Source organism: Cupriavidus metallidurans CH34 (assembly GCF_000196015.1).
Classification (GTDB): Bacteria; Pseudomonadota; Gammaproteobacteria; order Burkholderiales; family Burkholderiaceae; genus Cupriavidus; species Cupriavidus metallidurans.
The window spans coordinates 1872079-1885211 of record NC_007973.1; the positions used below are offsets into that span (position 1 = coordinate 1872079).

At 63.5% G+C, this 13133-nt stretch carries 10 protein-coding genes and 1 pseudogene; 3 read left to right on the forward strand and 8 right to left on the reverse strand.

What is annotated here, in order from left to right:
- Nucleotides 1–50 precede the first annotated feature (50 nt).
- Nucleotides 51–1268: a CaiB/BaiF CoA transferase family protein gene (locus tag RMET_RS08655; protein ID WP_011516461.1), complete on the reverse strand. Its 1218-nt coding sequence runs from the start codon at nucleotides 1266–1268 to the stop codon at nucleotides 51–53.
- A gap of 234 nt (nucleotides 1269–1502) precedes the next feature.
- Here RMET_RS08655 and RMET_RS08660 point away from each other — a divergent pair.
- Nucleotides 1503–2860 (forward strand): annotated as a pseudogene (locus RMET_RS08660) (MFS transporter).
- 184 nt (nucleotides 2861–3044) lie between these two features.
- Here RMET_RS08660 and RMET_RS08665 read toward each other — a convergent pair.
- Together RMET_RS08665 and RMET_RS08670 are read right to left on the reverse strand one after the other, a co-directional pair.
- On the reverse strand, nucleotides 3045–3245 hold the full coding sequence (locus RMET_RS08665; RefSeq protein WP_011516462.1) for a DUF1289 domain-containing protein: 201 nt from the start codon (nucleotides 3243–3245) through the stop codon (nucleotides 3045–3047).
- Nucleotides 3246–3253: 8 nt separating this feature from the next.
- Nucleotides 3254–4312, reverse strand: a complete 1059-nt coding sequence (locus RMET_RS08670; protein WP_011516463.1) for a beta-keto acid cleavage family enzyme — start codon at nucleotides 4310–4312, stop codon at nucleotides 3254–3256.
- Nucleotides 4313–4431: 119 nt separating this feature from the next.
- Between RMET_RS08670 and RMET_RS08675 the strand changes: the two genes are divergently transcribed.
- Entirely contained in the window at nucleotides 4432–5454 is a 1023-nt protein-coding gene (locus RMET_RS08675; RefSeq protein WP_011516464.1) for an AraC family transcriptional regulator, read from the forward strand.
- Between the two features lie 132 nt (nucleotides 5455–5586).
- Here RMET_RS08675 and RMET_RS08680 read toward each other — a convergent pair whose 3' ends face one another.
- The 3 genes from RMET_RS08680 to RMET_RS08690 form a co-directional block, all read right to left on the reverse strand.
- Complete coding sequence (locus tag RMET_RS08680) at nucleotides 5587–6783, reverse strand: porin (protein ID WP_011516465.1); 1197 nt, start codon at nucleotides 6781–6783, stop codon at nucleotides 5587–5589.
- A gap of 111 nt (nucleotides 6784–6894) precedes the next feature.
- Nucleotides 6895–7464 (reverse strand): RBBP9/YdeN family alpha/beta hydrolase, encoded by a 570-nt coding sequence (locus tag RMET_RS08685; RefSeq protein WP_008644746.1) that lies wholly within the window; start codon nucleotides 7462–7464, stop codon nucleotides 6895–6897.
- Nucleotides 7465–7491: 27 nt separating this feature from the next.
- Entirely contained in the window at nucleotides 7492–8823 is a 1332-nt protein-coding gene (locus tag RMET_RS08690) for an MFS transporter (protein ID WP_011516466.1), read from the reverse strand.
- A gap of 347 nt (nucleotides 8824–9170) precedes the next feature.
- Here RMET_RS08690 and RMET_RS08695 point away from each other — a divergent pair, with 347 nt between their 5' ends.
- Entirely contained in the window at nucleotides 9171–9668 is a 498-nt protein-coding gene (locus RMET_RS08695) for a cytochrome b (protein WP_029309768.1), read from the forward strand.
- Here the strand turns inward: RMET_RS08695 and RMET_RS08700 are convergent.
- Together RMET_RS08700 and RMET_RS08705 are read right to left on the reverse strand one after the other, a co-directional pair.
- Nucleotides 9648–11141, reverse strand: a complete 1494-nt coding sequence (locus tag RMET_RS08700; RefSeq protein WP_011516468.1) for an efflux transporter outer membrane subunit — start codon at nucleotides 11139–11141, stop codon at nucleotides 9648–9650. The genes RMET_RS08695 and RMET_RS08700 overlap by 21 nt on opposite strands.
- Before the next feature lie 3 nt (nucleotides 11142–11144).
- Complete coding sequence (locus RMET_RS08705) at nucleotides 11145–13121, reverse strand: glycosyltransferase (protein WP_011516469.1); 1977 nt, start codon at nucleotides 13119–13121, stop codon at nucleotides 11145–11147.
- Nucleotides 13122–13133 lie beyond the last annotated feature (12 nt).

Genomic DNA, 13133 nt, shown 5'->3' on the forward strand with positions numbered 1-13133 from the left:
GAAAAACGGGCTGCCTTGCGCAGCCCGCGTCCATTCCATGGTCCGTTGCGTCAGATCACGCCTCTCTCCCGGAAGGCCTCCACGTCCGCTGCCGACATTCCCAATTCGCTCCGGAGCGCGGCTTCGGTGTGCTGGCCAAGTTGCGGTGGCGCGGTCATCGTGACCGGCGTGGCAGAGAAGCGCAGTGGGCTGCGCAGCGTCGGCGCCTCGACACCACTGCCGTGCGGCAGGCGTACCAGCAGTTCGCGGTGCCGGACTTGCGGATCGTCGAAAACGTCGTCGATGTCGTTGATCGGGCCACATGGCACGCCTGCGCCTTCCAGGGCCTGAATCAGGTCGGCAAGACGCCAGTTCAGCAGACGCTCACCCAATGTCTCGCGCAGAACCGGGCGATTTCGTACGCGGTCCATGTTCTGCAGGAATCGCGGATCTTCGATCAACGACGCACACCCGATCACGCGGCACAACGCCGCGAACTGACCGTTGTTGCCGGCGGCGATGATGACGTGGCCGTCAAGGCAGGCGAACACCTCCGAAGGCGATGCCACCGGATTGGAGTTGCCGGCGCGCTGCGGCACCTTTCCCGTCATGTGATAGCCCAGCGCGAGATGGCCGTTGGCGGCCACTGCGGCATCGATCATCGCGGCATCGATGAATTGCCCCTCACCGGTAGCCTGACGGTGATAGAGCGCGCCCATCAGTGCCACCGATGCATACAGCCCCGTGAGGATATCCGTCAGTGGAATCGCGGTTCGCATCGGCGCCGCGCCGGGCGTGCCATCGGGCTGCCCGCAGGTGCTCATCAGCCCCGCCATGCCTTGCAGGATGAAGTCGTATGCGGGGCGGGGCGCGTAAGGGCCATCCGGACCAAAGCCGGTCACGGAGCAATAGATGATGTCGGGACGCAGCGCACGGATGCTCTCGTAGTCGAGTCCGTACTTCTTCAGGCTGCCCGCCTTGTAGTTCTCCACGACGACATCGCAATGCGATGCCAGTTGGCGTACCAGTTCGGCGCCTTCCGGCTGCGAAATATCGACGGTGACCGATTGCTTGCCACGGTTGCAGCAGAGGAAGAACGCGGAGTCGTTCGTCACGTTGCCATCGCCGTCGGTCAGGAATGGCCCCATCCGACGCGTGTCATCGCCATCACCGGGTTTCTCGATCTTGTAGACGGTGGCACCCATGTCCGCCAGGTTCTGAGTAGCCCACGGCCCGGCCACAACACGGGTCAGGTCCAGTACCTTGATGCCCTGCAGGATTGCGCTCATGCGATGACGAAAGGCGAGTCGATCGAATCAGCATGATGTGGCGCGCAGCACTCACCAGCAATTCGTCAATGCCAAAGGCAGGGTTTCCGCCAATACGTTCGCGACGCCTCTCACGTATCGCATTCGAGACTGAAGCGCGATGCCGTCATCCCCTGCGAGGCGGCTGCCTCACCCGTCGGAACCGTAACAGATTTGTTACTGTCTATACCGGTATATGCAGACAGGGGACGCATCATGGATCCCATGCAGTCGGGGGCAGTGCCCCTACCCGAAGCAGAAGCACGGCGGCAGTTGCGTCGCGCTGTCATCGCAAGCACCGTGGGTACCACGATCGAGTGGTACGACTTTTTTCTCTACAGCACGGTAACCGGCCTGGTGTTCGCCAAGCTGTACTTTCCCGAATCCGATCCACTCGTTGGCACGCTGCAGGCGTTCCTGATCTACGCGGTAGGCTTTGTCGCGCGCCCGGTCGGCGCGGCCATCTTCGGGCACTACGGTGACCGTATCGGTCGCAAGGCCACGCTTGTGGCCACCTTGCTGTTGATGGGACTGGCAACATTCGCAGTGGCCTTCGTGCCGTCCTATGCGCAGATCGGGATCTGGGGCGCCGTGGCACTGACGGTCCTGCGCTTCATCCAGGGGATTGGTGTTGGCGGGGAGTGGGGCGGTTCAGTGCTGATGTCGATGGAATGGGCACGCTCCGACTCGCACCGCGGCCTGGTCGCGTCATGGCCGCAGTTCGGGGTGCCAGCGGGATTGTTCCTCGCCAACCTGGCAGTATTGGGCATGAGTTGGCTGGCCGGCGATCAGTTCTTGACCTGGGGCTGGCGTGTGCCGTTCCTCCTGAGCATCGTTCTGGTCGGGATCGGGCTCTACATCCGCCTGAACATTCTGGAGACGCCGTCTTCGCGCGGCTGCTGGCCGAGCATCGGATCGAGAAAACGCCGATGCTGGAAGTGATCCGGCGCCAGCCGAAGGACATCCTGTTGTCGGCCCTGGTCCGCATGGCCGAACAGGCGCCGTTCTACATATTTACGGCCTTTGTGTTCACCTATGGTGTGATGACGCTGGGCATGTCACGCGATCTGCTCCTGCTGGCCGTGCTCGCGGCATCGGTGGTCGAGTTCTTCACCATTCCGTACTTTGGACATCTGTCCGACGTGCTGGGCCGGCGCCGCATGTACATCGCGGGCGCGATCGCAGTCGGCGTGTTCGGCTTCCTGTACTTCGCGATGGTCGACACCCGCAACCCGATGTGGGTGTTCATCGCCATCGTGCTGTCGCTTGTCCCGCACGCGATGATGTATGGCCCACAGGCGGCGTTGATCGCGGAGACGTTTACAGGTCGCCTGCGCTATAGCGGGGCCTCGATGGGCTACCAGCTAGCGTCCGTGATTGCGGGCGGCCCGGCACCGCTGATTGCCACGGCGTTGTTCGCCCACTATCACACCGGCTATGCCATTGCGGTCTATGTGCTGGTATGCGCAGCGCTCAGCGTGTTCGCGGCCGTGAAGCTGCGCGACTATACGAACAAGGATATTTCTCGGGAGTATGACGACGCGGATGTCGCGCATGTCACGCACGCGGTATGACGGACGGTGAATTCGACCGGGGGAACAAACGACCACCGAGAAGAGGAAAGAAGAGGAAAGAGGGAAGGGAAAAAGACCGGACCTGCCTGCTTTGGGCTGACTGGAAAGTGTCGAACAGATGTCGAACGTATGGCAGGTCCGGCGAGAAACCGTGGAAAGCGCCGCAAGGAGTGCGGCGCGTGGGTCAGGATGGCACCGATGTCGGCTGCTGTGATGCGCCCCTGCCCAGAGCGCGCAGGGGAAGGTCGGCCAGCACCTCGATGCGCTGGACTTCGGTCATGGTGTCCCAAAGACCGATCTCGACCGTGGTTCTGCGGCAACCCTGGCAGTACTTGCCTGCCAGGTCCATGCGACAGATGTTGATACAGGGGTTCGCGGCGGGCATGGTATGTCTCAGGCAGCCTTGCGCAGCGGCAGGTTCTTCTGACCCGACTTGCGGTTCGGGAGCATGCCATGGGCCGCCAGCGTTTCGTCGACGCTGTCGTACCAGGTGCCGATGCGATAGATCTCGCGTGCTTCCTTGCCCGAGGCGACCTCGCGGCCCAATTCCTTCGCCACGCGCACGCACTGCTCGATCTGCTGCACCGACGTCATGCGGTTGCCGTGCTGGTCGATGATCGTGTCCTCGATGCCGCAGCGCGGGTGCATGCCCATCGCCATTGCCATCATGTTGAACGGCAGCACGTTCTTGAGTAGCGACTCGGCGGTCAGCGTGCAACCATCCGGCGCGCGGTGGATGAAGTTGAAGAAGTTGAACGGGTTCGGACCGTCGAAGCCACCGCCGATGCCGATCCAGGTCAGGTTCAGCGGCCCCTTGTAGGCGCCGGCGCGCACCATGCGTTCCAGCGTTTCCATCGCGTGGATGCCGGTGAGCTGGAAGTGCGGCTGGATGCCGGAGGCGCTCAGGCGGCGCAGGTGCTCTTCCACCCAGCCCGGGCCAGCCGGCACGGTCATCTCACGGTAGGCTTGGATATACGCAGGGTTGGACAGCGACGTACCCTCGAGATACTCGGGGTAGAGCAGTTCCATGATGTTCATCTGCGTGGTGTTGATGGCCACGGTCACCTGGTCCGGCTTCGGGTCCAGATCGGCCAGCATGTGGCGCGTGTCGTCCGACAGCCATGTGGCGGCCTGGCCTTCATTCTCCGGCGCAAACGAGATCGAACCACCCACCTGGATGATCATGTCCGGCACGGCCGCGCGGACGCCAGCGATCAGTTCGTTGAACTTCGACAGGCGCTTGGAGCCCTTGCCGTCCAGTTCGCGCACGTGCAGGTGCAGCACCGTGGCACCGGCGTTGTAGCAGTCGACGGCCTTCTGGATCTGTTCCTCCATCGTCACGGGGATGTCTTCCGGGAAGTCCTCCGGCATCCACTCGGGGCCATACGGCGCCACCGTGATAACAACCTTGTCCATGTTCTCGGGGTGCAGGGAGTCGTCGAGGAACTGCATACTGTGTCTCCTGTTGTTCGAATGCGTACTTCGGTGCCGGAAGTATCGACGAACGGCATTGAAATATTTGACGACCAGGGACACACGATTTACATTTCGGGACACTCAGGGAAAACACGATGTCCTATTTTCTTCGCAGTGCCAGCCTGACCAATTACATGGAAGTTGCGCGCGCCGTAGGGCTCGATCCGCACCAGATGCTGCGTGCCGCCAAGATCAACCGGGACGTGCTGCTGGACCCGGATATCCGCATCCCCGCCGCATCGGTGGGGCGTCTGCTCGAGGCGTCGGCGCGCGACGGGCACGCGGAGGATTTCGGCCTGCGACTGGCGGAGTTGCGGCAGTTCTCGAACCTGGGGCCACTTGCCTTCGTGGTCCGCGAGGAACCCACGCTGCGCCGCGCGCTGGAGTCGATGGTGCGCTACATGGGCCTGCAGAACGAGTCCCTGGCAATGCGCGTGGAAGAGATGGATGGCTTGGTGGTGATCCGCCTGCAGATCCTCAGCGACCAGCCCGCAGGCTCGATGCGGCAGGCTACTCAACTGGCCGCCGGGGTGATGTTCCGGATGCTCAGCATGTTTCTCGGGCCCGCGTGGCGCCCGCGCAGCATCTGCTTTTCGCACGCGCCGCCCGAAAGCCAGACCACATACCTGCGCGTGTTCGGGATGCCCGCGCTGTTCAATCAGGATTTCGACGGAATCGTCTGCGTGGCCTCCGATCTGGAAGCGCCGCTGCCGTCCTATGACCCGGTGATGGCGCAGCAGGTCAAGCGCTACCTGGGCACGCTGCTGGCGCAATCGAATACCACCATGGCGGACAAGGTGCGCAAGCTCGTCTACGCATTGCTGCCAAGCGGCATGTGTTCGATCGACCGGGTGGCTCAGCACTTGGGAGTGGACCGGCGCACCATCCACCGCCGACTGGCGCAGGATGGCACCACTTATTCGCAGATCCTGAACGAGGCACGCGCAGGGCTGGCTACAAGCTACATCGAGAACCGCTCACGCCCGCTGTCCGAAGTTGCGACGCTGCTCGGCTTTTCGTCGCTGAGCGCATTCTCGCGCTGGTTTGGCAACCAGTTTGGCTGCAGCGTTTCGAAGTGGCGCACAACGCGAACGGGCGAACAGGTCGAGGAGACCTGATCGCCCAGAAGAAAATCGGCCACACGGACGGAGGCCCGTGCGACCAAAGGCGAACATCGAATCGGACCAGGCGAGGGGAACGGGTAAAACTCGCCTGGCCGATTCACGCCAGTAGAACCAATCCGAATTGGGTCAGAACTTGTGGCGAAGGCCCAGGCTCACACCCACCATGCTGCTCTGGCCGGTGCCGAGAATGTAGCTGTTGCCGGTGGCGCCGGTCGTGGCCAGCTGGTTCGTGTTCGCGGCGTCCAGCGTCAGGCCGGCATTCTTGGCGTATGCGGCGCTCAGGTACACGTCGGTACGCTTCGAGAAGCTGTAGTCCGCCACGAAGGCGATCTGCCACGGATTCGGTGCGTGGGTGTTGTTGAAGTAGTCGCGCTTGAGGTTGTCGTAGTCATACTCCAGCGTCAGGCCCACAGCAGGCGTCACCTGATAGTTCGCGCCGATCCAGTAGTAGTCGTCGCGCTGAAGCTGGGCGCCGGTACCGTTGTTATCGACCTTGCCCCAGCGGTAGCCAGCCATGATCTTGGCGACCTGGCCGATGGCGTAGCTGCCGGCCACCGAAGCCTTCTTCAGCGTGGCAGTGGTGCCCTGGTAGACGCCGGCGGCGTTGTTGACCGACGGGTTCCACTGGTCATAGGCAATCGCTGCACCAAACGGGCCAGCCGAGTACGTGAATGCGCCGCCGAAGGCGCTGTCGCGGCGGAATGCGCCCGGGACTTCACCGTTGCCACCGAAGGCGCTTGCACCGCCCTGGATCGCCAGGTTCGGCACACCAGCGCCGAACGAGAAGTGGGCCAGCGCGGTCACCGGACCGAACACGCCCGTGTAGGCAATGGTGTTGTCTTCACGGAAGTTGTTACCGGCCATGAATGCCGCCGGTTCGTACTGCGTGGCATACGCCGTCGGCATGAAGTTGGCCATCGCCACGAACAGCGAGGTGTACTGGCGACCCAGCGTGATCTGACCGTAGGTGTTGTGCGAGATACCGACGAATGCCTGACGACCGAACAGACGGTTGCTCTGCTGCATCGTGCCGTTATCGACGGAAATACCGCTTTCCAGCACGAAGATGCTCTTCAGGCCGCCGCCGAGATCCTCCGTACCACGAAGACCCCAACGCGAACCAGACAGGCCGCCGGAGTTCACGCGGAACACATTGTTGCCGGCGCCCGGATTCGCGGTAAAGCCCGCGGCCGAGTACGGCGCCACATGGTTTGCGAATTCCAGGCTGGTGTCGAGCACGCCGTAGAGCGTAACGGCAGACTGCGCGTAGGCGCTGCCGGTACAGGCGAGCAGTGCGGCCATGGCCATGCCCTTGAGCTTCATAGGTCAATCTCCTCTCTTTTTTCTCGATTGCTATTTGGGGGGTTCCCGTCGGAAATGGTTACTGCGGTTACTTCTGTGGACAAAACAAAAATCGGTGTGCCTCGAGCATGGTCAGGCGCGACGCATCAGGCGCTCCACGAGCGTCATCGCGTAGGGCCATTCGCCGTAGCCCGCGGCGGGGTTCAGGTGGCCGACCTCGCCGAGATCGACCAGTTCGCTGCCCCAGTCGCGCGCCATCTGCTCCACGCGATCGAAGCGCGCCAGCGGATCGTTGCGGCTGGCGCCAACAATGCTGGGGAAGGGCAGCGGGCGACGGGGAATCGGCAGCCAGCCGTGCTCGTCGAGCGTGGCGTGGGTGGGATAGCCGGCGGGCATCGGGTTTTCGAGGTCGGCCGGTGCGGCGAGCAGCGCGGCGCGGATCTTGCGGTGATGCTGGGCCGCCCAGTGGACGGTGATCATCACGCCGGCGCTATGCGCGACGAGGACCACGGGGCCGTCGATCTCGGCCAGGGCTTCGTCCAGCGCGGCCACGCGTGCCGCGCGGCTCAGCTTGTCATGCTCGAGCGGCTGTACCGATCGGGAGTTGGGGATCTGCGCCTGAAGCAGGGTCTGCCAGTGCTCGGGCACGTGGTCGCGCAAGCCGGGAACGAACAGTACGGTGGTGTCAGCCAGAAAGTCCATTGCGAAAACGGGTAAATGGTGTTGGGGTCAGCGATTGCCGGCGGCGGCACGCATACGCTCCAGGCGGTGTACGTCCGCGCTGTAGGTGCGACGCCCGATAACGAAGCAGACGGCGGCCAGCAAGCCAACCAGCGGCAGGAACTGCAGCGCGCCGCGCAGGCCGATGTGATCGGCGATCAGGCCGGTGAAGAACGGACCCGGCGCGAGTCCAAGCAGGTTGTTGACCAGCGTGAGCGTGGCAAACGCGGAGCCATGAATCGCAGGCGCGGTCAGGTTGGCCACCGCGGCGCTGGCCGGGCCGGCCGTGCCGCCTGCCAGCAGCATCCCGGCGCCGATCAGCACGAGCTGGGCCGTGCCCGGCGGCAGCTGGAAGGCTGCGCCCAGCAGCACGCAGCAGAGCACGCTGTAGGCGATGGCCACGATCCACTTGCGGGCCGGGATATGACGGGCAATCCAGTCGGTGAAGGCCCCGCACATGATCATGCCGGCGCCACCGATCAGCACAAAAGCGGCGGCAGTCAGGCCGGCTTGCGCGCCGCTCATGCCGTAGTAGCGGCCGAAGTAGCTCGGCAGCCAGGCCAGCATCGAAGCCATGACGAACAATTGCAGGGCGCTGCCCACATAGGCGCAGAGAATCGAACGGGTGGAGAACAGCGCGGAGACCAGCGGGCGAAGCTCCAGCTTGGCCTGCGTCTGGCTGGCGGAGACGTCCTCGCCGAGTTCCTGGCGGCGGGCCAGCAGGCCCTTCTCAGTAATCAGCAGGCGGTACAGCGCCACCAGGATCAGGCCGAAGAGCGCCATGCCGCCGAAAGCAACGCGCCATCCGAAGTGAGCGGAAATCACACCGCCCAGCCCCATGCCCAGTACCGAGCCGAATGCGCCACCGGCGATGAAGGCTGCGCTGAGGCTGGCACGCAGGTGCCGGGGGAATACCGAGACCACCACGGCAATGCCGACGCTGCCATAGGCGGCCTCGCCAATACCAACGCAAAGCCGTGCGAGGAACATCTCGCCGAAGGAATTGGCCAGCGCGCAACCGAGCGTGGCCAGGCTCCAAAGCGCTGCCATCAGCGTCAGGCTGCGCACGCGGCCCCAACGGTCAGCAAGGATCGACAGCGGGAAGGTCAGTACCCCCACCATCAACGCAACGACGCCGCCCAAGGCGCCCAATTCAGTGTCGCTGAGTCCCCACTCGAGCTTGAGCATTGGGAACAGCGCATTCAAAACCTGCCGGGACATATAGTCCGAGAGGAGCAACCCAAAGCTCAGCGCGAAGACCAGCCACGGGTAATATCGCGACAGCCTGGCCTTGGCAGGCGCGCCTGCCATTGGCGCAAGGGTGGAACGGTATCCGTGCATGTCTGCCTCCTAAATGACCCGTGACATCGTGATGACAGCGTCGGGTCGTGACCGGCGAAGTATCTAGGATTCGCAGCCTACGGTTTGATCATTCGGGACAACGTTTTTGCATCTTGGGACAGTCGGGGAAAACGAGAGGGTGCCCGGAAGATGTGCTGTGACGCTTGCTTCATTGCTGAAGTCAACGCTTTGCCGTTGACCTGTCACAAGCTGGGAGCGGTATTGAGGATTGATTCCGGACAGACATGACGCGCAGAATTGTTCTGTTGGAACAAAAGAGGACAAAAATGCATTTGACATCCCCACATACCCTCTCCCTGACCTTCCAGCCCAAATACTCCTTAGCCATGCGCGCGTTGCACTGGCTGGTATTCCTGGGCGCCGTGGTGGCGGTTGCGGCGGTGGAGTTTCGCGACGTGTTCCCGAAGGGCAGCACCGAGCGGGCCGCGATGATGGCAATTCATGAATCCGCGGGCATCACGATATTGGTGTTGATGCTGTTGCGTCTGCTGGTGCGAGTGAGCCAACCGCTCCCTCCGCCGCCGGCCGGGGACCCACGGTGGATGGACCGCGCGGCAAGCGCCATGCATTTCGTGCTGTATGTGCTGATGCTGGCCATGCCGGTGCTCGGCATGTTGGCGGTGGCGTGGAAGGGCAGGACCATCCCGGTCTATGGCTTCCAGCTGGCGCTACCGCTCGCGATCAATGAGCCGTACTCAAAGCTCGCGAAGGAGATTCACGAAACTGGCGCCACGTTCGTGTACATCTTCGTCGGCCTGCACGCCGCAGCCGCCTTGTGGCACCAGTTCGTCCTGAAGGACCGGCTACTTCGCCGGATGATCTAGGCTGGCCACCGTCTGCTGCGACCACCCGCCGCCCAGCGCCTTGTATAGGCTTGCGCGGCTGGTGAGTCTGGCCAGTTCGATCGTCACCATCTTCTTCTGCGCATCGTAGAGTTGCCGCTGCGCATCGAACACGGGGAAGTAGTCATCCACCCCGTTCTTGAAACGGATTTCCGCCAGCCGCTTGGTTTCGGAAACTTCCTTCGTCAGCGCCTCCTGCGCCACGGTCTGCCGGTCGTAGGTGCCGCGTGCAGCCAGGCCATCGGCAACTTCCCGGAATGCACCCTGGATCGTTTTCTCGTAAGCCGCCACGTTAATGTCCTTCTGCACCGTGGCAATATCGAGTCGTGCCTGGTTGGCCCCGGCGTTAAAAATCGGCAGTGTGATCTGCGGCGCGAACGCCCAGGCCATGCCGCCCGTGAACAGCGAGGCGAGCGCCGTGCTGGCCACGCCGACGGTGGCCGTCAGCGATATCTGCGGGAAGAAGGCCGCCCGCGCCGCGCCGATGTTGGCATTGGCCCCCTTGAGCTGATGCTCGGCCGCCATGATGTCTGGCCGTTGCTCCATCAGTGTCGATGGCACCCCGGCGGGCAACTCTGCCACGTACGAGTTATTCGCAAACGGCTGCGGGGGCGGCAGGTCCGCCGGTAGCTGGCCGCCGATCAACAACGCCAGCGCATTCTCGTCCTGCGCCACCTGTCGCGTGAACTGCTCCACATCCACCTGCGCGGTCTGCACCTGGGTCTGCCCGCGATGCATGTCGATCTCCGCCATGCCGCCGGCGCTCTTGCTGCGGCTGATCATCAGCGCGGCGTCCTGCTGGACCTTGAGCGTTTCCTTCGACAGCCTGAGCAGTTCCTGGTCGGCCTGCCATGTCAGGTAGGCGCTGGCCACTTCCGCCACGAGACTGATCTGCGCGCTGCGCCGCACTTCCTCGATTGCCAGATATTGCTCCAGCGCCTGATGCTTGAGGCTGCGCACCCGCCCGAACACATCGAGCTCAAATGCATTGAAGCCTACGCCCGCAGTCCAGGAGTTGATCACGGCGTCCTGTCCGGGCGCGCGCAGATCGCTGTTCAGCCGAGTACTGGCAAAGCCTGCATTGGCGTTGATCGCCGGAAACTGCGCGGCACGCTGGATCCGGTACTGCGCTCGCGCCTGATCGATGGACAGCGTCGCGATACGCAGGTCACGGTTGTTCGCCAGCGCCAGCCCGATCAGCGTGCGCAGGCGTGGGTCGGTAAAGAAGTCCTCCCAGCCAAGGCTCGCGGCGGGCGTTGCCTGGTCCGGCCGCGCCTGGCCCGCGGGCCCCTTGTTGGCGCTTTCATAGGCAGGGCCGGTCGGGTAAGCCTGCGGTACCGGTGACTCCGGACGTTGGTAGGTGGGTTCCAGCGAGCAGGCGGCAAGCGCCAGCGGCACGAGGAGGGCAGGGGTCCAGCGCGGCGGGCGAATCAGGGAGGTTGGCTTTCTTTTCATGGTTCATCCGGTAAATGCGCGACGCAGCAATTGCACGATGGCCACACGCGGGCGGCCGCGGTGCGCGATGTTGTGAGCCGGTTCGCCGAACAGCATCCGGATTAGCCGATGGCGTCCCGCCATGTCCGGAAACAGTTCGATGCCTAGCAGATGGCCTTGCGTGCGCGCCACGCGGCAGGTCACCCAGCCCAGTTCGGAGAGCCAGACCGCGCCCGTGGCGCCAGCTTCCACCCGACCGGCAGCATCGCTGATCAGGCCGATCCCGTTGCACGACATGTCCTGCGTGACGCCATCGAATTCACGTGGCAAGCCGTCGCTGCCGTAGATGCAAAGGCGGGCACGCTCGCGGTGTGGAAAGCGTTCTTCCTTGCGCGGCCGGGGCAGCTCGAAACAGACCAGCAACGAGGCCAGGTACAGGACCATCGAGATCACGGTCCATCCGATGTTGAAGACCACACCGCTGGCCGTGCCGTCGGCGGCCACGGCACGCCCAAGGCCCATGGCGGCCAGAACAAACAGTGCGCCATAGAACGCGGCGAACTTGCCGTGGACGACCAGCTTTGAACGGTCCAGCCCCTTGTTCGTGACCTTGAACGGCCTGCCGAACGGTTTGAAGATGGCACTGACCAGCGTTGCGGAAACCGCCATGGCCGCCACGATCTGCGTGACCTCGGTGAAGATCGGCATCGCACGCGCGCCTGTGATCCAGATGCTATAGGCCCAGTAGAGCAGCAACGCCGGCACGCCGAACGCGAGGAACTGCAGCGGCTCGCCGTACAGCGTCGGCACATTGAAGTACCAGTACAGCAGCGGCCCGGCCAGCAGCATCAGCGTGAACGGGCGGCTCAACCAGTGCAGCAGCCCGTGCACATAGTGCAGGCGTTCGCGCAACGTGTAGCCGGGTCCGCGCAGCGGCCCATCGGCGGTGAGCGCCACCTGGATCGTGCCCAGTCCCCAGCGGCTGCGCTGGCTGATGTACTCAGGCAGGCCCTCTGCCGACAGGCCCACGCTCAGGCGCTCATTGAGCCAGCGCGTGATATAGCCATGCGGCATCAGCTTGTAGGTCAGGTGAATATCTTCCGTCACGGTGCCGATCGGGAAACCACCGATCCGGTCCAGCGCCTCGCGGCGCACGACGAACGATGTGCCGATGCAGAACGCGGTACCCCAGGCGTCCTTCGACGGCTGCATGACATCGAAGAATGCGCGTTGCTCGTCCACCCAGCACTCCGTGGAGCGAAGGTTGTATTGGATCGGGTCGGCGTTGTAGTAGAACTGGGGCGTCTGCACCACGCCGACCTGTGGATCGTCGAACAGCCCAACGATACGTAGCAGGATGTTCCGGTTGGGTGCGAAATCGGCGTCGAGCACCATGATGAATGGCGCGCCGCCATCGAGTTCCGCGCTGTGCCGCAGGCCGTTGTTCAGGTTGCCGGCCTTGGCGTGGGCGTTATCGGGCCGGGTCACGTAGCGTGCCCCGACCTGATCGCAGAACTCGCGCAGCCAGTCGCGACGGGTGTCGTCGAGCACCCAGACCCGGAAGTTCGGATAGTCGATATCCAGCGCGGCAACGATGGTCTTCTCGAGCACGTCGAGGCCTTCGTTGTACGTGGCGATGAAAATGTCCACCGGCGGTGCTTCCCGCCCGCGTCGCAATGCGGTCTCGCCGGCGTCAGCCTCGGCGCTGTGATCGGACGTGCGGGTCATGATGCCGATCGAGATCAGCGTGTACGCGATGGTCAGGCTCTCGAAGCCGAAGAACGCATGCGCCCAAAGGCTCGGGAAGTCCATGCGCCATTCCGGCAAGGTGTCGGTGAATCGCCATACGTAATAGACCAGCAGCAGCACGCCGGCCGCGGCGCCGAAAAGCCAGCGGTCCAGGGTGCGCTGCCGGTCGCCGCGCAGGCAGAGCAGCGCGATCAGGAATGCGCCCGCATTGATCTGCATGAGCATACGGCCATCGAGATACTCGGCAAACATCGTTACTCCTAT

Excerpts from the sequence above, each read along its gene's own strand:
- RMET_RS08680 (WP_011516465.1), bottom strand. The coding sequence starts at position 6,783 with ATGAAGCTCAAGGGCATGGCCATGGCCGCACTGCTCGCCTGTACCGGC.
- RMET_RS08700 (WP_011516468.1), bottom strand. The coding sequence starts at position 11,141 with ATGAAAAGAAAGCCAACCTCCCTGATTCGCCCGCCGCGCTGGACCCCT.
- RMET_RS08670 (WP_011516463.1), bottom strand. The coding sequence starts at position 4,312 with ATGCAGTTCCTCGACGACTCCCTGCACCCCGAGAACATGGACAAGGTT.
- RMET_RS08675 (WP_011516464.1), top strand. The coding sequence starts at position 4,432 with ATGTCCTATTTTCTTCGCAGTGCCAGCCTGACCAATTACATGGAAGTT.
- RMET_RS08665 (WP_011516462.1), bottom strand. The coding sequence starts at position 3,245 with ATGCCCGCCGCGAACCCCTGTATCAACATCTGTCGCATGGACCTGGCA.
- RMET_RS08705 (WP_011516469.1), bottom strand. The coding sequence starts at position 13,121 with ATGTTTGCCGAGTATCTCGATGGCCGTATGCTCATGCAGATCAATGCG.
- RMET_RS08685 (WP_008644746.1), bottom strand. The coding sequence starts at position 7,464 with ATGGACTTTCTGGCTGACACCACCGTACTGTTCGTTCCCGGCTTGCGC.
- RMET_RS08690 (WP_011516466.1), bottom strand. The coding sequence starts at position 8,823 with ATGCACGGATACCGTTCCACCCTTGCGCCAATGGCAGGCGCGCCTGCC.
- RMET_RS08695 (WP_029309768.1), top strand. The coding sequence starts at position 9,171 with ATGCGCGCGTTGCACTGGCTGGTATTCCTGGGCGCCGTGGTGGCGGTT.
- RMET_RS08655 (WP_011516461.1), bottom strand. The coding sequence starts at position 1,268 with ATGAGCGCAATCCTGCAGGGCATCAAGGTACTGGACCTGACCCGTGTT.